The sequence below is a fragment of the Nocardia suismassiliense genome, from assembly GCF_900269665.1.
GTDB classification, from domain to species: Bacteria; Actinomycetota; Actinomycetes; order Mycobacteriales; family Mycobacteriaceae; genus Nocardia; species Nocardia suismassiliense.
In genome coordinates this window covers 3,139,365-3,164,296 of record NZ_LT985361.1, presented here as the reverse complement: position 1 = coordinate 3,164,296, position 24,932 = coordinate 3,139,365, and the positions used below count along the sequence as shown (strand labels likewise).

The following is a 24,932-nucleotide window of genomic DNA, read 5'->3' as shown; positions in this document are numbered from 1 at the left end:
TCGGGCATGGGCTTGGTGCAACGCCAAATGCCATGGTTTATTCAGACGGAAGTCGGCAAACGAATGCATGCCTAGCCTCGTGGGCTCGAGGAGGTGTATATGAGGCAGATTCGAGACGCCGCAGCACCGCCGCGGAGCCCAGACCTAGGGCTGCGGGGATGGTGATCAGCGCGTGTTCGCCGCCCGTGCGCGTTAGTGCGTCGAGGGCTTGGACGATCAGGTTGCCGCCGGTGGCACCGAGGGGGTGGCCGACGGCGAGTGCGCCACCGGTCGGGTTGACCAGGTCCTCCTCGAGATCGAGCTCTCTGGTGAGCAGAATCGGTGTGACGGCGAAGGATTCGTTGGCCTCCACGACGTCCAGGTCGGCCGCAGTAAGGCCTGCTCGCGCGAGTGCTACCCGCGCCGCGGCGGCCGGGGCGGTGAGCAGTGGTGAGCGCACGGAAGTCTGTGCGGTGCCGATGATCCTGGCGATCGGCCGCCGACCGAGTAGCCGTGCCGCGCGGACGTTTCCCACGACCACCGCGGATGCACCGTCGGCGAGCTGCGGCGCGGTCGCGATGGTGTGTAGGCCGGCGGCGGGGCGCGGAGAATCGGGCAGGCGGCGCGCTACCCGCTCCCATGCGGGGTCGTCGCCGAACAAGGCTGGTAGTGCGGCGAAAGCGGCGCTGCTCGCGTCCGGCCGAGCGCCCTCGTCCGCGGCGAGCAGTACGGTACCGCCTTTGCGTACCGGCACTATGGACTCGGAAGTTGGTGCGGCAGTTGCCTTCTGGTGTGAGCGCACTGCGTAGGCGTCGAGTTCGGCGCGGGTGATGCCGTAGGAGGCGGCGGTGAGGTCGGCGGACACGCCGATGGTTACGAAACCGGTGCGTTCACCGAGATCGGTGTCGGTGGTGATGGCCGGGCGATCCGACAGCATCGGCACCCGGGACATCGACTCCACCCCACCCGCGACGATCACGCCCGCATAGCCTGCGGCGACCCGGGCTGCGGCGCTCTCGATGGCGTCGAGTCCGGAACAGCACAGCCGCGAGACGACGCCGCCGGGCACTCGGTCCGGCCAGCCGGCCCACAGCGCCGCGGCACGGGCCAGGTTTCCGCCCTGCTCCCCTACCGTCGTGCTGATGCCGACCAGGATGTCGTCGACGGAATCCGCACTCAGCGAGCGGCTTTCGAGTGCGCTGAGTAGTTGTGCGAACAGTTCGTACGGCGGAACCTCGGCGAGCGTGCCGCCTGCTTTACGAACTCGTCCCCTGGGCAGCCGGACGGCGTCGTAAATGTAGGCTTCAGTCATGGTCGATCCTCGCCAGCGTTTCCAGCGTGTGGTGACCGGCGGGATCCTCGGCCGAAGTGGCAGGCACGACGACGATCTCGTCGGCACCCGCGCGGCGATACGCGTCGAGGCGGTCGGCCAATGCGGCAGCGTCGCCGAACATGCCTACGGCAGCGGGCAATTCGTCGGGCACGGCGGCCAGGACATCGCGCGGGTGTGCACCGCTGTGCGCCAGCCGCACCACCTCGCCAAAGCCTGCCTCCTCGAACATGGCGTCATAGCCGGGCGCCCGCAGATAGCCCACCACACCGCGGCGCACGGTGGCGCGCATGTCGGCGGTCGGGTCCGCTGCGGCGGTGACCCACACCGAGATCGCTGGGCTCGGTAAGCCCGCGTCGGCGGCGGCCGTCCGCACCAGTTCGGCACACCGCGACACCTGTTCCGGCGTAACCAGATTCAGCACCACACGATCGGCTGTGCGAGCGGCGGCAACCAGCGCACGCGCACCAAAGGCGGCCACGGCGATCGACGAGTGCGTCGGCGCAAGCCGGAGCCGGTAGCCTTTGATGCGCTCCACCGCGCCATCGAAATCGGCCTTCTCCCCCGCGAGCAACCCACGCAGGATGCGCGCCGTTTCCTCCAGATGTACTGCCGTGCGGTTTCTTTCACGTCCGTGCCAGCCGCTCACGACCACGGTGCTCGAGCTGCCGATGGCGACGTCGACGGACCGGCCGGTGAGCGCCGCCACGCTCGCCACACCCATCGCAATCGTGGCGGGACTGCGGACATCGACGGCAAACGGACCGAGGCACAGCGGGATTCGGCCGGGTGCCATTCCGACGGCGGTGGCCAGCGCGAACGCGTCGAAAGTCGCCATCTCCCCGATCCACAGCCGGTGGTACCCGAACTTCTCGGCCACTTCGGCGACGGCGAGGGCATCCAGCGGATCGCGGTCCTGCCAATACGGCAGGCTCACGCTCAGCCGGGGCCGGTCGGTGCTCACTCGGCGGTTTGCGCGGCGGCGCGCATCCGGTCACCACTGACCCAGGTGGCGTGGAAACCGAGGGGCACGCGAGTTGGCAAGCCCAGGCGGCACATCGGTCCTGCGGCGAGGTCGGCGGCGTCGTAGATCCATACCTCCGACAGCTGGGTGTGGCTGTTGAAGGCGAACATGGTCAGCCAGGCGTCGTCCTCGTCGCGCGCGTCCGGGCGGGGCACCACGGCGAGTTCGCTGCCGAAGATTCCGTCACCGAACGGCTGGGTCTGCTTGGCGCCGGTGCGCAGGTCGTACTTGATCACCGCGTCGAAGAGCATGGTGCTGTCCACCGACAGCCGCATCTGATACGACCAGCGGCCGCGCTGCCCGGTGCTGCCCTGATCGATGGCCGGGAACTCGGTGTTGACGTCGTCCATGACCTCTTCGATGGTGGCGCCGGTGCGTAAGTCGAAGCGGTACTTGTGCAGTTTCGCCTCGGGTCGCAGGTAGGCGAGCAGCTGTGCGAGTGGGTTCGCGCGGTCCGATACCGGGCTCGGCTTCGAGACCCGGCAGACCACCATGACGATCTCGTCGCCGTCCTCCCACGCGTTGACCGTGTGATAGATGTAGCCGGGCGCGGCCTCGAACCAGCGCACCTGCGTGCCGTCGCCGCGGCGAGGCAGCACCGCGAAACGGCTGGGCAGCGTGCGGTCGAAGAACAGCTTGAACCGGCCCGCGGCGGCGGCCCTCGGGTCGTTGTAGAGCGGCAGATCCATCAGGATCGAATAGTTCTCGGTGATCGCCATGTCGTGCGGCAGCCGCGGTCCCGGTAGCTCGAGCCCGGTGTAGTGGGTGACCGTGCCGGAGGGGTCGGCGACGCCGTAGCGCAGGTACGGCGCGTGGATGCCGTAGTCGAAGAAGATGAACTCCTCGGTGCGCTCGTCGACCTTGGCGTGTGCGGATACCTCGCCGGGCAGCGTGCCGCCGAAGGTGTCGACGCCGCGGGTCTCCAGGCTGATCGGGTCCAGCGCATAGGGTTTGCCCGAGCGGTACCACAGCGAGAGCAGATTGCCGTGGTGAAAAACGACGTCGGTGTTGGCGGAGTTGCGTTCCCTGCGGTCGCCCGGCGGGTTGTCGTCCCACGGCTCGATCACCCCGCGCCACAACGCCGTTCCCGCCGCACGCTCGGCCTCGAACTCGGTGGTGCGGATGTAACGATTGCGGTAGGTGGCCTTGCCGTTCTCGAAATGCACCGCGTGCAACATGCCGTCGCCGTCGAACCAGTGGTAGCGACCGAGGGGTGCGAACTGCGGGTTGGGGCCGTTGCGCACGTAGACACCGTCGAGGTCGGCGGGCAGTTCGCCGTGCAGGACGGCGAGGTCGGTTGCGGTGATCTCGTCGGCGGTCGGCGCGTACATGCCTTCCAGATACGGATTGGTCAGTGCTTGCGCGGCCGGCGCGATGAGTTCTTCCTTGAGCGTCACGATGCTTTACCCTCCACTACAGTTAATGAAGTGATACGCGTCTCAACGCAGGGTGTCAAGAGTGCCTGGTCGGCCGATCAGGCGAGGCGGTCGAGAACGGCCTGGGAGACCGGTTCGAACCGGACGTCGGTGCGCTCGAGTCGGGCGTCGCAGCCGCGGCAGCGCAGAGCCGGCACCAAGTCGGCACCGCACGCGCGGTGCCGGATACGCAAACCCGGTTCGGGCGCTTCGGGATGCGCCCGTGCCGACCACGCGAGCAGGAAAGCGAAGATCGGGAACAGCGCGCGCCCACGCGGAGTCAGCCGATATTCGCGGCCCGCGCCTTCGCCGGATCGGTACAGGATCTCGGCTTCGCACAGGCGAGTGAGCCGCTCGGTCAACGTGGTCGGTGACATGTTCATGGCCGTGCGGAAATCGCCGAATCGCCGCATGCCCGCCAGCGCGAGACCGGTCACGGTGGCGCTCCATCGGTCGCCGATCGCGGCCATGACCTCGTCGAATTGCATATCGCTTCGCGCGGAAACGGGGGCGCGGGCGCGGCGCCTGCCGCTGGAGGTGAAGCGCCCCAACGCGTCGTCGCCGAGTTCGACATCGGTGTCGCGCGGAGTCACCGGGTGGCCGCAGGTTCGGCACATCAGCACCGGCGGTCCCCGGTGTCCGCACGCGTCGTGCACCAAGTCGGGGTGCAGCGCGCCCTCGGCGGTCCATTCGCGCTGCCAGCCCCAGAGGGAGACGAGGATTTCCCAAGTGGCGCGGCCCAGGTCGGTCAGCAGATAGTCGAATCTGTCCGAGGCCCCGGCTTGCGGTGTGCGGACGAGAACGCCTGCGTCGACAAGGGCCGTGAGCCGCGCGGTGAGTACGGCGGGAGGGGCGCCGGTGCGCTCGATCCACTGGTTGAACCGGCTGGTGCGGTTGACGAAGGCGTGGCGCAGGATTGTCAGCGTCAAGCGGTCGCCGAGTAAGTCGAAGGTCGCGGCGACAGGGTGCGGAGTGGGTCGCCCGGCACCGATCGGCTCATCCGCCATCCGCGCGTTCACCTCCACATTTCACGTCCACGATTTGCACTTCGTTAACTGTAGTGGAAATTGCTGCTGACAGTGGAGGCTCGGCCGCAGGTTACCTCTAGTGCACGCCGCCGACTGAAGCCGCCGGACTCGTCGGCCACTGTCCCGCCTGCCCGTCATGGGGGCGGTTGGTTGGGGGCGTACTGCTTCACGATCCATCGACAGATCGCCTCCACGACGTAAGCCCGCTCGGCGTCGTCGAGTTCGTGCCCGGCCGGAATGTCGTGCCAGCGCGCGAGACAGGTACGGCAGCACGTCGCGGTGGCGTGCTGAGCGACGAAGACCGGGTGTCCGCGATAGGGCGTCTGCCGACCGTCGTTGGCCGGTTCGGCCGGGGCCAGCCTGCGAGCGATCAGATCCTCGGCGTGCTTGCGCACGGTGTTGATCCCGCGCAGATCGACAACCGCGCGGTCCCGTCCGCGTAATCGGAACTTCGCGCGGAAATGGTGCTGGCCGATCCGGTCCAGTCGGTCGTCGAGTTCGTCCGTCATAGGTCTGAGATATTCGAGCGCCGCCCGGAACCGACCAGCGTCGCCCTGATAGTCACGAAACAGACGCTATCAGTAGAGACCACCACAGCCTGAGGCCATCCGCACCAGAACCGCAGCCCCCTGCTCGACCGTGAGAAGCCGGTGTGGTTGTTGCCGGCGTTGTCCGACATCGCCTCACATTTTCTCCGGCCGCATCGTCGGATTACCGACAGCACAAGGCCTGCTGCCGGGTAACCGGCTTGCGGCCGGCCATCCCGAACGGAGACACGATGACCTCGAATGAAGCTCAGATCAGGGCGTTCCTGGAGCGCCGCACCGATGCGCAGCGGTCGAGGGACATCGATCTGCTCATGTCGTTCTACTCACCTGACATCGTCTATTACGACGCCGTAGCACCCTTGCGATTCACCGGGGCCGACGAGGTGCGCCGCAACTTCTTGCGGTGGTTCGACGGGTACGTCGGCCCCATCGGCTTGGAAACGCACGACCTGACCATCGTCACCACCGAAGACACAGCCTTCGCCAACATGCTTCATCTGGACTCGGGAAAGCGCCGAGGCGGGATCGAGTTGCCGATATGGGTGCGAGAAACGGTCTGCCTGCGACGGTTGAATGGCACCTGGGCTATTACGCACGAGCACATCTCGATCCCGATCAACCCGGCGAACTTTCAGATCTGGTTCGCCTCCGAGAAGGACGCGCCCGCTCGGGGCGGTGGCCGTTCGATATTCGGGCTGGTCACCAGCAGCGTGCGCACGCGTCTCAGCTTGCGGCGTGGAGCGTTTGGAAAACCGGCGTAACACCTCCATCCGCTGCTTCAACACCTCACCTGAGACCACCCTCGACGCCCCCCGTCGAGCGGCCGCTGTGAAACGCAGTGCGGCCGAACGAGAGCCGGTCGATCGAGCAGAGTCATCGGCTGCGGTTCGAGCTGTCCGCGGCAACGTGCGGCCTGGTTGTGAGAGCCGATTATTCGTTGTCGCGCAGGAGCCGGCGGGTGTAGCGTGCTGGGCATGCAGCGCGCTCAATTCACGACGACGCCGGACGACGTCCCGGCGCGCTGAACTACGTTCTGATCAAAGCCCCGGGCGGATGCCCGGGGCTTTTCCGTGCGCTCATCCGCCCTTTCGCAGGAGGAGATCCGCATGCACGATCACCGAAAATTGGGCCGAGAACTCGGCTTGTTCGATACCGACCCGTTGATCGGGGCCGGGCTGCCGTACTGGTTACCGGACGGCGCGATCGTGCGCCACAGCCTCGAGGAGTACATCCGCACTGTGGAGCGACAGGCGGGCTATCAGCATGTGTACTCACCGGTCCTGGGCAAACGTGAATTGTATGAAATCTCCGGGCACTGGGCGCATTACCGCGACGACATGTACCCGGCAATGGACCTCGGTGGCGAGCAGCTGGTGCTACGCCCCAGCCTGTGCCCGCATCACGCGCTGATGTATCGGTCGCGCTCGCACAGCTACCGTGAGCTTCCGCTGCGAATGGCTGAGCTCGGCGCGATGTACCGTTCCGAATTATCCGGAGTGCTCGGTGGTTTGGCTCGGGTCCGCTGCATCCAGCTCAATGATGCCCACATCTTCTGCACTCTCGATCAGGTTGGCGAGGAGGTCGCCGGCGCGCTGGCATTGATCGGCTCGGCGTACCGGGCGATGGGTATCAGCACCGAGCGCTACCGGCTGTCGCTTCCCGGTGCCGGCGGGAAATACGTTGCGGCGCCGGATATGTGGCGGCAGGCGAGCAAAATCCTGGGCGAGGTACTCGACCGATCCGGCGTGCCCTACGAAGCCGTCGAGGGTGAGGCCGCGTTCTACGGCCCGAAAATCGATGTCCAGGTGAGCGATCACGCCGGTCGGGAATCGACTCTGTCCACCATTCAGGTCGACTTCTACCAGCCCGAGCAGTTCGACCTGCACTACACCGGCGCCGATGGCGCCAAACATCGGCCGGTCATGGTGCACCGCAGCATCATCGGCAGTGTCGAGCGTGCCGTTGCCCACCTGATCGAGCAACATGGCGGCGCCTTTCCCGCCTGGCTTGCTCCACTGCAGGCAGTGGTATTGCCGATACACGAGGCCGAGAGGTCCGCGGCCCTCGATCTTCGTGACCGTTGCCGCGCAGCCGGTTTACGCGTGCAACTGATAGACGCGGACGCAGGGAGCCTGGCCGCCCGGGTACGCGAAACCCGGCTCGTGCCATACCAGCTCATCCTCGGCCCCGCCGAGACCAGCAACGGCGAAGTTGCCGTACGGCTGCGAGATGGACGCCGTTTGCCTGCCCAACCGGTGCACGCCGCAGTGGCACATATTCGCGCATTGATCGAAAGCCGCGACACCAGGTTGTGGTCCGAATAACCCCGGGCTACCGGTGGCCGACTGACCACGCCCCTTTGACGGGCGTCACGCACCTGCCGCAGCGCGGTGTGCGCGTCATGCGTCCGCGCGGCAAGTACAAAGATATGTCGACGACGTCGTGTCGGCTCCGACGTTTCAGGTAAGGATGGGTCATCCGGGCGCATCCGTGATCGTGAAGGAGCCGTGATGAAGTACGTGATCCTGATTCACTCCAACCCGCAGCCTTGGGGGCATCCGACGAGCGACTATCTGCCGGAGTACCAGGCGATGTCGCAGGCAGAGCGGGACCGGGTGAACTCCGATTTCGAGAAGTTGCTCGGCGAGATGCATGAGAAGGGTGAGCTGCTGACGGGGGAGGCGCTGGGGGCGCCCGAGTCGTCGCGGCTGTACCGGTGGGGTGACGGCAAACCATTGGTGAGCGATGGACCGTATTCGGAGGCCAAGGAGCACTTGGCGGGGTTCTTCCTGATCGACGTCGAAAACCACAGTCGCGCAGAGGAGATCGCCGCGCAGTTCGCCGGTCCCGGTGAAACCGTCGAATTGCGGCCCGCGATGGGGCCGGGCAGCGACGACCAGTGAGCAACCGGGTGGTGCAGGACGTGTGGCGGCACGAGTCGCCGCATGTCCTGGCCGCCCTGCTGCGCAGGCATGGCGACCTCGGTGACTGCGAGGATGCCGCCCAGGAAGCGGCCGAGGCGGCGACGGTGCAGTGGGGTCGCGACGGGGTGCCCGCTAATGCGCGGGGCTGGTTGATCACCGTGGCGTCGCGGCGCTTGATCGACCGGGTGCGGGCGGACCAGGCACGCGCGAGACGCGAAGCGGCCGTGGCCGTCGCACAGCCGAGTGACGCGTACGTGGTGGCGTCGGTGGATCAGGCGAGCGCGGACGACAGCGACGACATGCTGCGGATGCTCGTGCTCTGCTGCCACCCGAGTCTGAGCCGCTCATCGCAGGTCGCGTTGACCCTGCACGCCGTGTGCGGTCTGGGAGCCGGCGAGATCGCCGCCGCCTACCTCGTGCCGCCGCGCACCATGACCCAACGTCTCACCCGGGCCCGGTCGACCCTGCGGTCGGCCGGTGCGGTTTTCGAGCTCCCGAGCCGATCGGACCTACCCTCGCGCATCGCGTCCGTACTCGATGTGTGCCATCTGCTGTTCACCGAGGGCCACACCCGTTCTGCCGGTGGTGCACTGATGGATTGGAGCCTGACCGCAGAAGCGATCCGGCTCACCCGTCAATTACATTGCGCGATACCCGATCACGACGAAGTCGCGGGAGCGCTGGCCCTCATGCTGCTCACCCACGCCCGAGCAACGACCCGCACCGAGGACGGCAACCTGGTACCGCTGGCCGAACAGAACCGTTCCCGCTGGGACCGGGACCTGATCGCGGAGGGTGTCGGCATCTTGGAGCGGGTCCTGCCGCGCGGCCACGTCGGCCGGTTCCAATTGCAGGCAGCGATCGCCGCGGTGCACGCGGAGTCACCCACCTGGGAGCGCACCGACTGGCCGCAGATCAGCATCCTCTACGCCATGCTCGACCGAGTCGCACCCAGCCCGGTCGTGACGCTCAACCGCGCCGTCGCTGTCAGCATGGCCGTCGGCCCACAGCAAGGTTTGGACCTGATCGCTCCCCTGCTCGACAACCCGTCGATGCGGCGTCATCACCGGACTCACGCGGTACGCGCACACCTATTGGAAATGATCGGCGACCTGACGGGCGCCACCGACAGCTACCGGCGGGCCGCGCAACTCGCCACGAGCATCCCCGAACAGCGATACCTCAACGATCGCCTGCGTCGCCTGGTCGGGTCGAGTTAGTCACGGATGCCCGAGCGCCGCAAGGGGATTGACGTCGGCGACCGCGATCCACCAGCTTGCCCGCGCCGCCGATCAGGCGCCGCCCTTGGCGAGGTAGTCGGCGGGGTCGTACAGGATGCACAGTCGCTGGATCTTCCCCTCGGCGAAGGTGAAGAACTCGCTGAGCCGAGAGGCGCCTTCGGGCAGGTGGGCGTCATAGAGCACAGCGGTGCCGTCGGGGCCGTGCACCTCCTGGATCAGGTCGATCTTCTGGACATTCGCGATGAATCCCCGCACTCCCTGCAAAAACCGCGCCGCTCCTATCATCTGCCCAGCGATCGGACCCTCGAAGTGCAGGTCTTCGGCGAGCAGCGGCGCCAGATCCCCGCCGTCCCCGTACTTTTCGATCCCGCCCGTGAGGATCCGGTAGTACTCCCTGAGTACGGCGGGTGCCTTATCGCTGACGACGGTCATGGTGATCTCCCATTGCCTCGGAATATAGTTTAGAAAATAAACCACTTGGTAGATATTTTCAACCACTCTGCTAGGGTGCCGATATGCGCTCGTACAACCAGTTCTGCTCGATGGCACGCGCCCTCGACCTGGTCGGCGACCGCTGGATACTGCTGATCGTCCGCGAGCTGCTCACCCAGGGTCCCTGCCGCTTCTCCGACTTGCGCCGCGGGCTGCCAGGCATCGCCAGCAATCTGCTGGCCGACCGCCTCCGCGACATGGAGAGCACCGGGCTGATCGCCCGGCACGACGAACCGCCGCCGGTCGCTGCCACACTGATCAGCCTCACCGACCGCGGCCGAGACCTCGGGGGTGTGGTCCGCGAGCTGACCCGCTGGGGCGCCCCGCTGATGGCCGTTCCGCCGGACGACGACGAGTTCCGGGTGCATTGGTTCTCGCTACCGCTGCGCCACCTGTGCACGGACGCCACACCCGGCGAACCGGCGAGCGTCGTGCGCCTCGGCGACCTGAGCGACGGTTGCGACATCATCGCCGACCGTGGTCGGATCGAGGTACGCCCGTGCTCGACCGACCGTCGACCCGACGCGACGGTCACCGCGCCGCCACAGGTGTTCGTCGCGCTCTTCACCGCAGCGGTGGCCCTGCGGACGGCGATGACGATGGGGCTGGTCGTCGAGGGCTCCGTCGCAGCCCTCGAACGTGTGCTGCCCCGTGGCGCCGATGACTGACGCGCCTAACGGCGACAACGGTTTTGGACCACAGCTACCGCAGCGCGACCAGCGGCTCGTTGAAGACTGGTGTCAGGTTCAGATCCCGGCCAGGATCTGAACCAGGTGTCCGAGGGATGTGCAGGCTCACGCGGTTGCCGACTGGGGTAGATCAAATCGTTTGTCGGAGCGGGCTTGTCCAGCTACCCGACCAACTCAACGGATTACCACCGACTCCACTTCGAGATCGATGTCGAGACGGCGCAGCATTTCTCGGAACTCGGTCGCCGGGTAACGCTCGTTCTCGGTGACCAAGCCGAGGACGGTGCCGGTGCCCGGTACCGAGAGCGGGCGGATCTGGTCCACTACCCCTTCGATCGGGTCGAAGAGGTGCAACTCTGGGCGGGCGCGCTCGAAATAGTCACGTAGCCAAGGCAAATGCGTGCTCGACAGTGTTATCGCATCGATGGCGGGATGTGCTGCGAGAAGCGCGTCCAGGAAGTCACTGATCACCGACGCGGTGTGTTCGCGTCGGAACAGGAAGTCGCCGCTCTCCACCAGTTCGACCAATGATGACGCGTTGACCGCGTAGATCCGATCGATCGCCGAACCTGCTGCGGTGCGCAGGAATTCGGCCAGCTCGGCACTCTCTACCAACGAACGCACGCCGAGCACCGCGACCTCGCAGGCGGTGGCCAGCGCCTCCGCGATCGGCGGGCGCACCCCGAAGATCGGGACGGGGCTGTGCAAGTCGTCGAAGATGGTCACCGACGGCGCGTTGGAGGCCAGCAGGATGGCGCTCGGTGCGAACTCGGCGAGGAAGCGCACCGCGCGGTCGACCACGGTCAGCAGTTCGGTTCTGGTCTTCGCGCCGTAGGGGAAGCTGGCGCGGTCGGCGAGGTAGACGAGGTCGCGGTCGGGCAGGCGCCGGTGCAGCAGTTCCACCGCCGAATAACTGCCGAGGCCCGCGTCGAAGACGGCGATCGGCTGCCGTAGAGAGGTCACCCGCTGATCTTGCCGTGCGCTGGTCGCGGGTGCCTGCCAGACTCGGCGGATGACCGATTCTCGTGATGCCGACGCGACCCGGCTGGCTGCCGCTTCGCTGGCCCAGGGTGATCCGACCGGGTGGTTCGAGCGGCTGTATGCGGCCGCCTCCGAGGGTGCCGCGGTGGTGCCGTGGGATGCCGACGAGCCGAATCCGCTGCTGGTCGACTGGATCGAGCGGCATGAGCGGGCCGATCGCGGGATGCGGGCCGTGGTGGTCGGGTGCGGGTTGGGGCGCGATGCCGAGCATCTGGCCGGGCTCGGGTTCGAGACGACCGCGTTCGATGTGTCGGAGACCGCGATACAGACTGCGCGGGAACGCTTTCCGGCGTCCACGGTGAACTATCAGGTCGCCGATCTGCTCGCGCCGCCCGCCGAGTGGGCGGGTGCGTTCGACTTGGTTGTCGAGTCGATCACCGTGCAGTCGCTGCCCGTCTCGGTGCGGGAAGTCGCGACAGCGAATGTCGCGCGGATGGTGGCGCCCGGTGGCGAACTGCTGGTCATTGCGGCTATTCGCGAAGAAGGTGTGGAGGTGGACGGGCCGCCCTGGCCGCTCACCCGGGCCGAGATCGACGCGTTCGCGGTCGGGGATCTGCGGTCGGTGCGGGCGGAGCAGGTGGCTCGGCCGGACAAGCCGGGGTTCGCGCGGTGGCGCGCGGTGTTCCAGCGGAGCTGAGAGCTGCGCGTCTCGGACGACGACGGCAGGATGGGTGGGGTGACCGACAACGGCCTGGTCTGGTACGCGGCGTACGGGTCGAACATGCACCTGAGCCGACTGCGGTGTTACCTCAACGGAGGTACGCCGGAGGGCGGCGCGCGGGCCATGCTCGGCTGCCGCGACCCGGCCGAGCCCGTCCGCTCGGTGCCCATCATGCTGCCGGGCCTGCTGTATTTCGCCACCGAATCCCTGATCTGGACCGGCGGCCGCGCGTTCTACGACCCGGAGGGGCCGGGCGAGACCGCGGCCCGCGCCTACCTGCTCACCGCCGCGCAATTCTCCGACATCGCGGCCCAAGAGATGTACCGGGCGCCGGGCACAGACCTGGACCTGACCGAAGTGATCAGCACCGGCCGCGCTCCCCTCGGCCCCGGACGCTACGAAACTCTCTCCTACGCAGGAACATTGGTCGACCATCCGATAATCACCTGCACCGCCCCCTGGCGCCACACCGATCTCCCCGGCAANTGGTAAGTCTTGCCCCGGAGTTCGACAGTGACCTGCGGATTCGCCTTGATGTTGTACCACCAGGCCGGGTACTTGTCCTCGATGAACGAGCTCACGAACATGGTCTCGCCCCGATACAGCGGACCCAACGGAGTCGTGTGCCGCTTACCGCTCTTGGCTCCCGTGGTGGTCAGCAGGATGAGGTCCCCGCCCGCATAAGCCCCGCCCACCTTGCCCGAGTTCTCCCGGAACTCCTTGATCACATCATCGTTCCAGTTCGCGATGCCACCCTGCTCATCCCAAGCCTGGTTCCACGGCGCGTTCGGATCGTTGTAGTCGGTGATCTCGGTCTGCTCCGGCTGGCCCGCAGTCGCTTCGGTTTCGCTCATGAGTCGAGTATGTCGCGGGGGTAGGACAGTTACAGTCCTAACTCGGCGAGAGATCGTCACGCGACCACCATCGTTTTTGGCGCAGCGTCATTCATCGGAGTCAACTATCCAGTTCATATCGGTACCACTGCCGGTGGTTACCGTCTTCGTGCAACCACAGAGTCGAGTCACGTCCGATCTTCCCGCGCGCCCAGACCTTGGATCGGCGGGCGTCCGGTAGGACGAGTTCTTCGTTTTCGGTCTCGGTGATCACTCCATCCTGGAGCTCGCCTTTGCGAATCATCCAGCTCAACTTCCCTTTGCGGCGATGCTGGTCGAAGAAACCGAAGGTCGCGTCCGATACCACTAAGCCACCACAGCTGGTGATCGAGTTCTCGGTGATCGATCGGACTCTGTTGGCGTCCATTTCCACCAGCGGGAACTTGGTGTAGGGGCAGGCGTAGGTGCGGGTTCGGCCGACATTCACCGCGTAGCAGTCACACCAGTCGACCTGATTTCCGGTGTCATCGGAGGCGAACCAGGGGGAACTGTCCAGGGTGTCCCAGCGCGCGAGGCCGATCATGTGCCCGGTGCCCCAGGTGCCGTCTGGTTCGGCGAAGACGAAGGTGGATTCGTCGCGATAGCTGATCCAGATTCGCCCGTAGGGGTCGGTGAGCAATTCCGCGATCGCGTCTCCGGCGTAGCAGGAGCCCTGTTGGTGTCCCGTGCTGTCGAAAGCAACAAGGTTGCGGGGCAACGTAGAGGCAGTGGGCTGCACTCGTTCGATTCGTCCGGCACCCAGGATGATTCCGTCACCGAGGACATCGATCTGGCTGAACCATTGATCGAGGCCGTGCAGCGGAATTTCATCGACGTCGCCGTTGTCACAGATCACAACGGTTGCGTCATAGTGTGGGATCGGCGCGCGTGCCGAGGGGACTTGTGCGGGATCGATGAGCACGGCCAGTAGCCGGCCCAGGTGATCGATCGTGGCGGCGAGAACTTCGAACCGCGCGTAGCGCTGCGGCAGCGTTGCGTGCAGCACCAGCTGGCGTTCAGCGGCCATCGGCCTTTCCGGTTGTCATGGGTCGATGATCGCACCGATCAGTCGCGGATGCCCAATTCCGTTGAGGCACAGCCTGTACCCGACAGCCGCACGCGCCTGGTCGCTTGCGCGCGATAAACCCGATGACGTTCATCGGCCATCCCTCGATAATGGCCGACGTGGAAGAAGTCGAGGTCATCGTCGCCCATCATGAGTGCGCGACCTTGCGTGTCGGTGACGTGTTCTTGAAGATCGATGCTGATCAGACGCGCACCGACGTCGAGGTCGAGGCGATGGCTCTGGCGCCGATCCCGACTCCGGAGGTGCTGTGGCGCAAGCCGCCGGTGCTCGCGCTTGCCGCCCTCCCGGGTGTGGCACTGGGCCGCCTCGGCGAGCCGTCGACCGCGTCGCCGGCGGCGTGGGCCGCGGCGGGTGCCGCCGTCCGGATGCTGCACGACGCGCCGCTGCCACCATGGCCCGGTCGCAGCCTCGACGAGATCGCGTCGCACCTCGTCCGCGAATGCGCATGGCTGCGCATGAACGACGTCCTGCCCGCCGAAGTGATCACGCGCAACCGCGCGATTGCAGAGACTGCGCTGCGGCCGTGGACACCGGTGTTCACGCACGGCGACTTGCAGGTCGCCCATGTGTTCGTCGCCGATGACGAGGTCACCGGCGTGCTCGACTGGTCCGAGGCGGCCCAGGGCGACGCCCTGTACGACCTCGCCACCTTGACACTCGGACATCAGGAGCACCTCGGCGACGTCATCGCCGGCTACGGCACCGACGTCGACCTCGAGGTGATCCGCGCGTGGTGGTCGTTACGAAGCCTGCGGGGGGTGCGCTGGCTGGTCCGGCACGGCTTCGATCCGACCTCGCCGGGCTGCGAGGTCGATGTGCTGCGAGCACAGGCCTGAATCAGATCCGCGACGGCTGCGGGGCGGCTCAGGCAGTGGTCATGCCGAGGTTTTCGGGAGTGAACAGGTAGCGGGTGAACCAGTGCGGCAGGTCGCGCTGAAGTGCGTGGTCACCGTGGATCTGGACGCCGGGTTGTTGCAGCAGTTGCTGCCAGGACAGATTGCCGAGCCACCATTCGGTCGCGGCTCGGGTCGGTGTGGTGAGCCAGAGGTCGACGGGTGCGCCGGTGTCGTCGCGGCACAGGTCCACGCCGGTCCGGGACAGGTGTAGCCAGAACCTGCGGTCGGAGGTCGGTCGATCGGTGAATTCGATGGCGAGCACGACTTGACGGGCGGGCAGTGCGGCGGCATCGACACGGCGGCGCATGTCCCAGGTGAGGGCGGCGGTGTCGAGATGTCCTTCGCTCAGGGCGGCGCTGTCGGTGGTGATGGCCCATCGGGCCAGTTCGCGGACCACGGGGGCGAGTGCGAGGCCGACTTCAGTGAGGCGGTAGCCGTCGATGACGCCTGCAGCGCGCAGCACCCGCAGTCGCGCTGACAGAGTTGCTCGCGGGATCCGCGGCAATCCTCGGCATAGGTCACCGAAGCTGGATGCACCGAGCAGCAGTTCCCGGACGATCAACAACGTCCACCGCTCACCGAGCACATCCAGTGCCCGCGCCACAGCGCAGAACTGTCCATAACCACTCACACCAGCAGCGTATGTACCGCCTGCTCGCAGCGCAGTTCAGAAATTGAACTTCCGGCTCCGGTGCGGCGCATCGATGATCGGCAATGTCGATGAAGGCGTCGGAAGGACGAGCAATCATGGAAATCGGTAGCAGCGTACTGACAGCGATCGGTCACACACCGCTGGTGCGATTGCGCAGAGTGGTGCCCGCCGACTGCGCGACCATTCTGGTCAAGGTCGAGGGCAGCAACCCGACCGGCAGCATGAAAGACCGTATGGCACAGGCGATGCTGGCCGCCGCCGAAGCCGACGGTCGGCTATGCCCCGGCGACACCGTCGTCGAATACACCGGCGGCAGCACCGGTGCCGCGCTGGCCTTGGTCTGCGCGGCACGGGGTTACCGGCTGCGCATCGTCAGCTCGGCAGCGTTCAGCGCGGACAAGTTGACTCAGATGGTCGCACTGGGCGCCGAACTCACCCTGGTGCGGAGTGAGCACGGACGGATCACCAGAGAGCTGATCCTCGAAATGATCGACACCGCAGCAGAACTCGGCCGCCAACCCAACACCTACTGGACCGACCAGCTCACCAATACCGACAGCATCACCGGCTATCACCCGATGGGCGAAGAGATCTGGGCGCAGACCGGTGGCCGCGTCGATGGCTTCGTCCAAGCGATCGGCACGGCGGCGTCACTGCGCGGGGCGAGCACACCACTGAAGCAGTACAACCCGCGACTGCGGGTGGTCGCGGTGGAACCGGCCGAATCCGCAGTGCTGTCCGGCGGCCGCCCCGGCGCGCACCGGATCGAAGGCATCGGCATCGGCTACCGACCCCCGATGTGGGACCCAGACCTGCCCGACGAGATCATCCCCGTACCCACCGACGAGGCCGAAGCCATGGCACGGCGCCTCGCGCGGGAAGAAGGGCTCTTCACCGGAACCTCCTCCGGCGCCAATGTCCTCGCGGCCATCGCACTCGGACAACGACTCGGCCCCGACGCCACCGTTGCCACCATCCTGGTGGACTCCGGCCTGAAATACCTCAGCACGAACGTGTTTCGAACCAGCCAGGGTCCAAGCCGAAAATCCCCACATGGAAATGTTTGACGTGGTTTATCGCCTCGGCGGAGCCTGATCCCATGAAATACAAACCATTACTACTCGGCGCGATCGCCGCCGCCCTGCTGATTCCAGCCGCGCCCGCGAATGCCAGCGGGCCCATCATCGTCGAGGGAACCTTCAAGCCCTGGCAGGACGGTGCCGTCGCCGTCACACACGACCAGACACTGGCTCCGGCCGGCAGTCACGCCAGGGTTGTCGTCGGCACCTTCGGCGAGAAGACCGTGGCCATCCTGACCGTCACCGGCCTGCTCCCCAATCGTGTCTACGGGTCACACGCGCACGTGAAGTCTTGTGGACCGAAACCGGCCGACTCCGGCGTCCACTACCAGAACGTGGAAGACCCGAATGCCAACGGCGGCATGTCCATGGACGCGAAATACGCCAACCCGCGCAACGAGCTGTGGCTCGACTTCACCACCGACAAGAACGGCAACGCCAGGCAGGTCTCGATGGTCGACTGGACCTTCCGCAAGGGCAAAGCCGGGGCGATCGTCGTGCACGAGAAGAAGACCGACACCACCGATGGCAATGCCGGCATGGCCGGCGCCCGAGTCGCCTGCCTGAGCGTCCCGCTCTAGTCCTGCATGGCTCGACCCAGCGCTGAGACCGTGGGCCCCAGGTAGACAGGTGGGGTGGACATTTCAGAACTGCAAGCCCGGGCCGTTGCGATTCACGATCTCTACGACGCACTCAACCTCGCCGAGCGAGGTCGAACATGGACCCGGGAAGACTTCATGCTCGGATTCGTCGGGGACGTAGGCGATCTCGCGAAGCTGGTCATGGCGGCCGAGGGCACCCGATCGATGCCTGGCGGACGTGCGGCGCTGGAACATGAACTCGCCGACTGCCTTTGGTCGGTACTGATTCTGGCCCGTCGATACGAGGTGGATCTCGCGACTGTGTTCACCAAGACGATGGGTGAGCTCGAGGAGATTATTTCGGCCCGGCTGGATAGTCAGCCGGGCCAATGATCAGGTTTGGACCGCAGGTGTCACGACTAGGTCATGGGTGAATCATCCTGGTGGTAGGCGAGTTCGACGTTGTGGCTGACTTCGCCACCGGTGACGGTGACCTGGGAGGTGGATGGGGGGTAGCCGCGGGCGACGATGGTGTAGCTGCCTTGGGGGAGGTCGGGGATGAGGTAGTGGCCGTTGTCGTCGGTGCGGGTGGTGGCGGTCACGTCGCCGGTGGCGTCGAGCAGGCTGATTTGGGCGTCGGGGATCGGGCGGCCGTCCGCGGACAGTGCGGAGCCGGTGAGGACTGCCATGGCAGCCAGTTCGATGTCGTGGCGGAGTAGGCCGGTGTCGGGGACGGTGAGGGTGGTTGCGGTGGGGCGCATGTGTTCGGCTACGGCTACCAGGGTGTATGTGCCGGTGACGATGCCGTGGCAGGTGTAGGTGCCGTCAGCGGCGGTGACGGCGGTGCCGACGACGTCGCCTTGCAGGTCGGTCAGCGTGACGGTCGCACCGGCCAGCGGCGTGCCGCGGGCGGCCGAGCGGACGACGCCGGACAGCTCGCCGGAACCGAGCAACGTGAGATCGAGGTGCTGGGGGCGCTGGCCCATGGACACGGTGACCGCAGCTGGTTGATGGCCGGCGGCCGAGACGATCAGCACGTAACTGCCTCCGTCGGGTACGCCGATCAGGTAGCCGCCCTTGGCATCTCCGCTAGTCCGCGACACCTGATGTCCACGCTGGTCGATCAGGGTGAGCGTGGCGCCGGGCACCGGATGACCGTCTTCGCGGCGAATACGCCCGCCGATCGTGCTGTGCTCGCCGTCAGCGAATCCGTCGGTTTCGAGCACGTCCACCGCGGATCCGGCCGCCGCCATGGCGAACTGGTGCGAACCGTTGCCGAGGTGCTCCCCCGACCCGTGACTGACGGCTCCGGCCATCGCCGGTTCGGGTTCGCAGAGCACCTGCGCGGCACCCTCCCAGACCTGATCCTCGTCCCAACTCGATTCCGCGACAGGCGATATCGTCGGCGATGCCGTGACGGGCACCGGAGCATCCTGCAACGGAATCTCTTTCATGAACATGAGCACCAGGCACGCCAGCAAGGCCACCCCCGCCGCAACATAGAACACCGCATGCATGGAGTCGGTGAACCCGGTCAGGATCGGCACCCGCAACGCATCCGGCAGAGACTCGATCCCGCTGGTATTGCTCTGGATACCGGTGAGTTGATCGGCCCCGAACTCGGGCGGCAACTCTCCCCCGAACGCGTCGATTATCTTGTTGGGCAACAGGTTGAACATGATCGTCAGGAACACGGCGACACCGAGCGTGCCGCCCATCTGGCGGAAGAACGTCGCCGACGCGGTGGACACCCCCATGTCCGACCGCGGACCCGCGTTCTGCGCCGCGATGATCAACGTCTGCATGCAGCCGCCGAGCCCGAGCCCGATCACCGCCCCGTAGGCCAGCGGCTGCCACAGCGGGCTGTCGTAGTGCACCTGCGCATACAGCGCCGAGCCGACCGCGATGACGAAAGTGCCTGCCACGGGCAGCATCTTGTAGCGACCGGTCTTCTTGGTGATCCGTCCGGCGAGCTGCGCACCGATCGTGATGCCGAGCACCAGCGGCAGCATCAGCAGACCCGCGTTGGTCGGGGTGAAGCCGCGGACCACCTGAAAGTACTGCGGCACCATGGTGATCGCGCCGAACATGGCGACGCCGACGATGAACCCGCCCGCGATGGTGACGCTGAACGTCGAACTCTTGAACAGCCGCAACGGAATCAGCGCCGCGTCCTTCATCAGGAACTCGACGAGCAGGAACAGCAGCAGCCCGACCGCGCCGATCCCGTAGCAGAGCAGCGACCGGTGCGAGCTCCAACCCCAGTGTCTGCCTTGCTCGGCGACGACCAGCAGCGGCACCACGCCGATCGTCAACGCCACCGCGCCGAACCAGTCGATGCGATGACGCTGGCGCTGGTGCGGCACGTTCAGTACCTTCGCGACGACCAGCCACGCGAGCACGCCGACCGGCACGTTCACCAGGAACACCCAGCGCCAGCCGTCGATCCCGCCGAGCGTCTGATAGTCGGAGAAGAAACCGCCGAGCACCGGCCCGAGCACCGTGGCGGTACCGAAGACGATCATGAAATAGCCCTGGTAGCGCACTCGTTCGCGGGCGGGCACGATATCGCCGATGATGGTGAACGCCAACGACATCAAGCCGCCGGCACCCAGCCCCTGGAACGCGCGGAAGCCGGCGAGCTGATACATGGAGGCGGCGAAGGTGCAGGCCACCGAGCCGATGATGAACAGCCCGATCGCCGTGAGATAGAACGGCTTCCGCCCGTAGATGTCGGCCAGCTTGCCGTAGAGCGGCGTGGTGATCGTCGCGGTGATGAGGTAAGCCGTTGTCGCCCAGGCCTGTTCATCGAAGCCGTGCAGATCGTTGGCGATCTTCACGATCGCCACGCTCACGATGTTCTGATCCAGCGCGGCCAGGAACATGCCGAGCAACAGGCCGGACAGGATGGTCATGATCTGCCGGTGTGACAGTGCCGTGCCCTCGTCGGCTTCCAGGCCCGGCGGCATTGCCTGGGTGGTGGAATTCGTCATGTGCGCCCTGATTCTGGTCGGCTGCGTTGTGGTGTTGTCCTCGAACACGGGTATCCCTCGCCGGCCGCCGCGAGCACCTGCGCGGCCGTCGAGTGGATCGGCCCGGCGCGCGGCCGAGCCCTTGTGCGACAAGCGATCTGCTCTGTACTACTGCTGGTAGAACTCTCAGCGTGCGACAGATCGGCGAGCATACCGGTGCGCTGCGGGCCGCCAACGGGCGTGGGCCCTCCCCTTTTCCACCAGCAGGCTCGCGTGATCCGAGCAACTAGTTGCTGAAGCGAACAATACAGCGGCGCGCCGGCCGACTGCCAGCACGGGTGGGGTTGACCGAAACCCACAGACGGATAGCTGCTTGCTATGTAAGGTCTTTCGTGTCTCGCCGCGGGCGAGGCAGCTTCTGCGGCGCGGGCTGCGGTTCGCCTGTCGCAGGCGCGGACCAGCATCCGGCGACAGGGGAAAGCAGCAGATGCCCGACAACGAACCGGCGCCAGGCAACGGTGGCGCGACCCGCTTCTGGACCTCGGCGCTGTTCTGGACCATCGTGGGCAGTGTCGCGGGTGTGCTCGCGGTCGTCGTCGGTGTCGCCGAGTGCGCGAGCTCGAATGCACCGTCGCCAACGCCCAGTGCGTCCGGCGGCCCCGGTCCCGCCACTTCCGCCGGCCCGTCCGCGCGACCGACGACCACCGCGCCACCCTCGATCGCGCACGGGGTGAAACGCCGGATCGCGAACGTCGAGGGAATCGACTTGGACACCGGGCAGATCCGCGATCAGAACGAACCCGGTGTGGACATGAGCCCTTCCAGAACCGGTGACGCCCTCAACGCCATGACCCCCGGCGCCGCGCGTTTCGCCATCCCGCGCGCTGACGCCGGCCTCGACCGCTGTACGACGATCGCGCCCGGCGCCTGGACCAAAACCCTCGACAACGTCTACCACCTGCCCATCGACAGCCACCTCTGCGTGCAGACCGACCAGGGCAACCTCGCCGATCTCACGCTCACGCACATCCCTTCCGCCGCTGAGCAATACCTCGAGTTCGACTTCACCACCTGGCGCGCCGAATAGCGCCGAGCAGCGCAGCGGTCCAGCACGTCCGACGCGCCGAGCCGCATCCTCGATGATCAACGGCAAGCTCCAGCGCAAACGCACCTACAGCGGGTGTGAGCTGCGTCGATCACCGCAGCAAACGAGCTGTGCACCACACTCGCACAGCCGGTCGGCGGCCGGACCCACTGTTTCGGGACGGTAATGTTGTCGCGTCGTGCGGTACAAGGCCCGGAGGGTGCGCCTCGCGATTGTGGGTACTCCGCGTTAGTCGTGTGTCACGGCGACCGAGTAGTTGACGCGGATTGGAAGGAGACCCGAGTCGATGCTTTCCGGGCAGAGTGGGCGTGTCAGCCTTCTCGGCGGTAGCGACGGCAAGGCCCCCGGAGCAGCTCCGATTCCGGTGCGTCCTCCCGAGCGCGCCGCCGTCTGGAACTGGCCGGACCTCTCGGTATTGCTGATCGAGGACGATCAGGCCGATGCCTTGCTGGTCGAGGAGTTGATCGCCGACGGCGCACCCGGCCTGCCCGTGCGGTGGGTGCGATCCGCGGCCGAGGCCCGCGAACGGCTGGCCGTCGAGCTACCCGATTGCGTACTGCTGGACCTGCACCTGCCGGATGCGCAGGGGCTGGAGGCGCTGGCCACGGTGCGCGAGTACACCGACCAGGTGGCGGTGGTGGTGCTCACCGGGCTGGATCAGGAACAGATCGGCCTGGCCGCAGTGGCGGCGGGTGCCCAGGACTATCTGATCAAAGGCCGTATCGAGCCCGAATTATTCGGCCGGGCATTGCGTTACGCCATCCAGCGTAAGCAGGCCGAACGCGCCGCGGCGGCACTGCGGGCGAGCCAGATGCGCGCGCAGGAGAACGCTCGACTCGAGCGCGGCCTGTTACCCACCCCGCTGCTGCGCGGTGAACGCTCGGTCGACATCGTGGCGCGCTACCGCCCCGGCCGGGCCAACGCCCTGCTCGGCGGCGACTTCTACGACGTCGTGCAACAGGCCGACGGCACCGTGCACGCCTTGATCGGCGATGTCGCGGGCCACGGCCCGGACGAGGCCGCGACCGGGGTGGCGCTGCGGCTGGCCTGGCGCACCCTGGTGCTCAGCGATATCTCCGGTATCCGCCAGCTGCGGCTGCTGGAGGAGGTGCTGCTCGCCGAACGCACCGGCAAACAGACCTTCGCCACCCTGACCAGCCTGACCCTGTGCCCGGACGACCACCGGGTGCTGGTGACCAGGGCCGGGCATCCCGGCATGCTGTTGCGCACCGGCTCGGCGGTGGACTGGGTCGAGGTGCCGGGCGGTCCTGCCCTCGGCTTCCTGCCCGGCCGCGCCGACTGGACCACCCACGAGATCACGCTGCCCGTCGGCTCCGGCCTGATGCTGTTCACCGACGGACTGTTCGAGGGACACACCGCCGTCGGCGAGGACCGCCTCGGTGAGGAGGGCCTGCTGGAGCTGGCCCGCACCGTCACCGTCGCGGAGCCCTCGGCGTTCGTAGACGAGCTGATCGGGCGGGCCGAGGCGCTCGCCGAGTCGCACGGCGGCCTCGAGGACGACGTGGCGGTCATGTACTTGCAGTGGCATCACCGAGACCTGAATCAGGACAATCGATGACGACATCCCCCAGGAAGCAGTCCATCGCCGGTCGGCTGACCGTGCAGGGCTGGTTCATGCTCGTATTGGCCCTCATGGTGATCCTGGTGATCGTGGGCACCGCGATCGGCGCCCATCAACTCACCAAGACCAACCGGGTCGCCGACCGGATGGTGGACGGGCTGCAACCCGCCACCGCCGAGACCTATCGCTTGCAAAGCGCGCTGCTCAACCAGGAGACCGGCATCCGTGGCTACGCCATCGCCGGCGACTCGCAGTTCCTCGCACCGTATTACGAGGGCAAGCAGGTGGAGGCGCGGGCCGCGGCCAGGGTCCGTGAGCTGCTCGCGGGCCGACCGCAACTGCTCGCCGACCTCGACGCGCTGGAGCGTGCGGCCGACGAGTGGCGCACCGGTTATGCCGAACCGCTGACCGTCGCGGTGGCCGCGCGCGGCACCCAAGCCGTCGATCAGCCCACGGCTGCCCGAGGAAAAGCGGCCTTCGACGATGTCCGCACCTTGTTCACCAAGCAGGACACCGACCTCGCCGCCGAGATCAACCGGGAACGCGCCGAGCTGGAAAGCACGCGCAACGTGCGGGATACCGTGCTGGCGAGCATGGTTGCCGCGTTCCTGCTGGCCGCTATCGCGTTGACCCTGCTGGTGCGCAGGCTGGTCGCGCGGCCGCTGGACTATCTGGAGGCCGCCTCGCTGCGCGTCGCCGACGGCGACTTCGACCACCACATCGCCGCGCACGGACCCGCCGACCTGGCCACCGTCGCGGAGGCGGTGGAGAGCATGCGCCGCCGGGTCGTCGCCGAGTTGGAGTCCTCCCGCGTCCAGGAGGCCGTGCTGGCCGAGCAGACGACCGAACTGGACGCACAGACCGCAGAACTGCGCCGCTCCAACGCCGAACTCGAACAGTTCGCCTATGTGGCCTCGCACGATCTACAGGAGCCGTTGCGTAAGGTCGCCGCGTTCTGCCAGCTGCTGGAGAAGCGGTACGCGGGCCAATTGGACGAGCGCGCAACCCAATACATCGCCTATGCGGTGGACGGCGCCAAGCGCATGCAGGTGCTGATCAACGATCTGCTCACCTTCTCCCGGGTCGGCCGGGTCATCGACGGCAACGTGCCGATCGGTCTCGACCAGACCCTGGACAAGGCGATGACCAATCTCGCTGCGGCCGCCGAGGACAACGATCTGCGGCTGGAACGCCCGGACGAGCTGCCGGCGATCACCGGCGATCCGACGCTGCTGACCATGTTGTGGCAGAACCTGATCGGCAATGCGATCAAGTTCCGCGCGCCCGATCGGTCGCCGGTCGTCCGGCTCGAGTGCGTGCCGGACGGCGACAACGGCGGGTGGCTGTTCTCGGTGTCGGACAACGGGATCGGCATCCCACCCGAGTTCGGCGAGAAGGTGTTCGTGATCTTCCAGCGGCTGCACAGCCGGGAGGAGTACACCGGTACCGGTATCGGACTGGCCCTGTGCAAGAAGATCGTCGAGCATCACGGCGGGAAGATCTGGCTCGATACCGAGTACACCGGCGGTACCCGCTTCTGGTTCACGTTGAATTCGCCGGTGGCAGAGAGCGAATCCGAGCCGGCCGACGATTCGAGCACACCCGGCGAGGGCGAACAGAGCGCCGCGTACAGCGAAACCATTTCGCTCAGCGACGCCGGTGCGGACGGTGACACCAGTCCAGTCGACCACGCCAGCTCACCCAGCCCGGCGAGCTGATTCCGCTCTACCATTT

24 protein-coding genes are annotated in these 24,932 nt (G+C 66.6%); 13 read left to right on the top strand and 11 right to left on the bottom strand.

Annotated elements, in window-relative coordinates; genetic code table 11:
• Window positions 1-37: 37 nt before the first annotated feature.
• From DBO33_RS14260 to DBO33_RS14240, 5 genes are all read right to left on the bottom strand, one after another.
• Window positions 38-1,291, bottom strand: a complete 1,254-nt coding sequence (locus tag DBO33_RS14260; protein WP_107655454.1) for a thiolase family protein — start codon at window positions 1,289-1,291, stop codon at window positions 38-40.
• Window positions 1,284-2,273: an LLM class F420-dependent oxidoreductase gene (locus DBO33_RS14255; protein WP_199856612.1), complete on the bottom strand. Its 990-nt coding sequence runs from the start codon at window positions 2,271-2,273 to the stop codon at window positions 1,284-1,286. The genes DBO33_RS14260 and DBO33_RS14255 overlap by 8 nt, the downstream gene beginning before the upstream one ends.
• On the bottom strand, window positions 2,270-3,730 hold the full coding sequence (locus tag DBO33_RS14250) for a carotenoid oxygenase family protein (RefSeq protein ID WP_107655453.1): 1,461 nt from the start codon (window positions 3,728-3,730) through the stop codon (window positions 2,270-2,272). Before DBO33_RS14250 ends, DBO33_RS14255 begins: the two co-directional genes overlap by 4 nt.
• A 77-nt stretch (window positions 3,731-3,807) precedes the next feature.
• Window positions 3,808-4,755: a winged helix-turn-helix transcriptional regulator gene (locus DBO33_RS14245; protein ID WP_107660266.1), complete on the bottom strand. Its 948-nt coding sequence runs from the start codon at window positions 4,753-4,755 to the stop codon at window positions 3,808-3,810.
• Between the two features lie 155 nt (window positions 4,756-4,910).
• Window positions 4,911-5,285, bottom strand: coding sequence for a DUF4186 domain-containing protein (locus DBO33_RS14240; protein ID WP_107655452.1), 375 nt, complete (start codon window positions 5,283-5,285; stop codon window positions 4,911-4,913).
• Window positions 5,286-5,428: 143 nt separating this feature from the next.
• Here DBO33_RS14240 and DBO33_RS14235 point away from each other — a divergent pair, with 143 nt between their 5' ends.
• From DBO33_RS14235 to DBO33_RS14220, 4 genes are all read left to right on the top strand, one after another.
• On the top strand, window positions 5,429-6,085 hold the full coding sequence (locus DBO33_RS14235) for a YybH family protein (protein WP_234390832.1): 657 nt from the start codon (window positions 5,429-5,431) through the stop codon (window positions 6,083-6,085).
• Window positions 6,086-6,394: 309 nt separating this feature from the next.
• A complete protein-coding gene (gene thrS, locus DBO33_RS14230) occupies window positions 6,395-7,648 on the top strand; it encodes a threonine--tRNA ligase (RefSeq protein ID WP_107655451.1) in 1,254 nt (417 codons plus the stop codon).
• A 186-nt stretch (window positions 7,649-7,834) separates the two neighbouring features.
• Window positions 7,835-8,227: a YciI family protein gene (locus DBO33_RS14225; RefSeq protein ID WP_107655450.1), complete on the top strand. Its 393-nt coding sequence runs from the start codon at window positions 7,835-7,837 to the stop codon at window positions 8,225-8,227.
• The gene (locus DBO33_RS14220) at window positions 8,224-9,468 is read left to right on the top strand and encodes an RNA polymerase sigma factor (RefSeq protein WP_107655449.1); all 1,245 of its coding nucleotides are present in this window, start codon (window positions 8,224-8,226) and stop codon (window positions 9,466-9,468) included. The genes DBO33_RS14225 and DBO33_RS14220 overlap by 4 nt, the downstream gene beginning before the upstream one ends.
• Window positions 9,469-9,540: 72 nt before the next feature.
• On the opposite strand, the gene DBO33_RS14215 is transcribed toward DBO33_RS14220, so the two are convergent.
• Window positions 9,541-9,921, bottom strand: a complete 381-nt coding sequence (locus tag DBO33_RS14215) for a nuclear transport factor 2-like protein (RefSeq protein ID WP_159080248.1) — start codon at window positions 9,919-9,921, stop codon at window positions 9,541-9,543.
• A gap of 83 nt (window positions 9,922-10,004) precedes the next feature.
• Between DBO33_RS14215 and DBO33_RS14210 the strand changes: the two genes are divergently transcribed.
• Complete coding sequence (locus tag DBO33_RS14210) at window positions 10,005-10,649, top strand: winged helix-turn-helix transcriptional regulator (protein WP_107655447.1); 645 nt, start codon at window positions 10,005-10,007, stop codon at window positions 10,647-10,649.
• A gap of 195 nt (window positions 10,650-10,844) precedes the next feature.
• On the opposite strand, the gene DBO33_RS14205 is transcribed toward DBO33_RS14210, so the two are convergent.
• On the bottom strand, window positions 10,845-11,633 hold the full coding sequence (locus DBO33_RS14205) for a glutamate racemase (RefSeq protein ID WP_107655446.1): 789 nt from the start codon (window positions 11,631-11,633) through the stop codon (window positions 10,845-10,847).
• 49 nt (window positions 11,634-11,682) lie between these two features.
• On the opposite strand from DBO33_RS14205, the gene DBO33_RS14200 reads away from it, so the two are divergent.
• Window positions 11,683-12,348, top strand: a complete 666-nt coding sequence (locus DBO33_RS14200; protein ID WP_107655445.1) for a class I SAM-dependent methyltransferase — start codon at window positions 11,683-11,685, stop codon at window positions 12,346-12,348.
• A gap of 434 nt (window positions 12,349-12,782) precedes the next feature.
• Here the strand turns inward: DBO33_RS14200 and DBO33_RS14190 are convergent, their stop codons facing one another.
• Complete coding sequence (locus tag DBO33_RS14190) at window positions 12,783-13,226, bottom strand: nitroreductase/quinone reductase family protein (RefSeq protein WP_107655444.1); 444 nt, start codon at window positions 13,224-13,226, stop codon at window positions 12,783-12,785.
• 100 nt (window positions 13,227-13,326) lie between these two features.
• On the bottom strand, window positions 13,327-14,271 hold the full coding sequence (locus tag DBO33_RS14185) for a hypothetical protein (RefSeq protein WP_107655443.1): 945 nt from the start codon (window positions 14,269-14,271) through the stop codon (window positions 13,327-13,329).
• A gap of 122 nt (window positions 14,272-14,393) precedes the next feature.
• Here DBO33_RS14185 and DBO33_RS14180 point away from each other — a divergent pair, with 122 nt between their 5' ends.
• A complete protein-coding gene (locus tag DBO33_RS14180) occupies window positions 14,394-15,167 on the top strand; it encodes a phosphotransferase family protein (protein ID WP_234390831.1) in 774 nt (257 codons plus the stop codon).
• A 28-nt stretch (window positions 15,168-15,195) separates the two neighbouring features.
• Here the strand turns inward: DBO33_RS14180 and DBO33_RS14175 are convergent, their stop codons facing one another.
• Window positions 15,196-15,858, bottom strand: coding sequence for a winged helix-turn-helix transcriptional regulator (locus DBO33_RS14175; RefSeq protein WP_159080247.1), 663 nt, complete (start codon window positions 15,856-15,858; stop codon window positions 15,196-15,198).
• Window positions 15,859-15,974: 116 nt separating this feature from the next.
• On the opposite strand from DBO33_RS14175, the gene DBO33_RS14170 reads away from it, so the two are divergent.
• From DBO33_RS14170 to DBO33_RS14160, 3 genes are read left to right on the top strand one after another with little or no spacing between them, the layout of a single operon-like run.
• Complete coding sequence (locus tag DBO33_RS14170) at window positions 15,975-16,946, top strand: PLP-dependent cysteine synthase family protein (RefSeq protein WP_234390830.1); 972 nt, start codon at window positions 15,975-15,977, stop codon at window positions 16,944-16,946.
• A 32-nt stretch (window positions 16,947-16,978) separates the two neighbouring features.
• A complete protein-coding gene (locus tag DBO33_RS14165) occupies window positions 16,979-17,539 on the top strand; it encodes a superoxide dismutase family protein (RefSeq protein ID WP_107655441.1) in 561 nt (186 codons plus the stop codon).
• A 54-nt stretch (window positions 17,540-17,593) separates the two neighbouring features.
• Window positions 17,594-17,932 carry a MazG nucleotide pyrophosphohydrolase domain-containing protein gene (locus DBO33_RS14160; protein ID WP_107655440.1) on the top strand — a complete coding sequence of 113 codons (339 nt, stop codon included), beginning with the start codon at window positions 17,594-17,596 and terminating at the stop codon, window positions 17,930-17,932.
• Between the two features lie 26 nt (window positions 17,933-17,958).
• Here DBO33_RS14160 and DBO33_RS14155 read toward each other — a convergent pair whose 3' ends face one another.
• On the bottom strand, window positions 17,959-20,532 hold the full coding sequence (locus tag DBO33_RS14155; protein WP_107655439.1) for an MFS transporter: 2,574 nt from the start codon (window positions 20,530-20,532) through the stop codon (window positions 17,959-17,961).
• A 466-nt stretch (window positions 20,533-20,998) separates the two neighbouring features.
• Here DBO33_RS14155 and DBO33_RS14150 point away from each other — a divergent pair, with 466 nt between their 5' ends.
• From DBO33_RS14150 to DBO33_RS14140, 3 genes are all read left to right on the top strand, one after another.
• Window positions 20,999-21,598: a hypothetical protein gene (locus DBO33_RS14150; RefSeq protein ID WP_107655438.1), complete on the top strand. Its 600-nt coding sequence runs from the start codon at window positions 20,999-21,001 to the stop codon at window positions 21,596-21,598.
• A 304-nt stretch (window positions 21,599-21,902) separates the two neighbouring features.
• Window positions 21,903-23,195 carry a PP2C family protein-serine/threonine phosphatase gene (locus tag DBO33_RS14145; protein ID WP_107655437.1) on the top strand — a complete coding sequence of 431 codons (1,293 nt, stop codon included), beginning with the start codon at window positions 21,903-21,905 and terminating at the stop codon, window positions 23,193-23,195.
• The gene (locus tag DBO33_RS14140; protein WP_199856609.1) at window positions 23,192-24,916 is read left to right on the top strand and encodes a sensor histidine kinase; all 1,725 of its coding nucleotides are present in this window, start codon (window positions 23,192-23,194) and stop codon (window positions 24,914-24,916) included. The genes DBO33_RS14145 and DBO33_RS14140 overlap by 4 nt, the downstream gene beginning before the upstream one ends.
• Window positions 24,917-24,932: the final 16 nt, after the last annotated feature.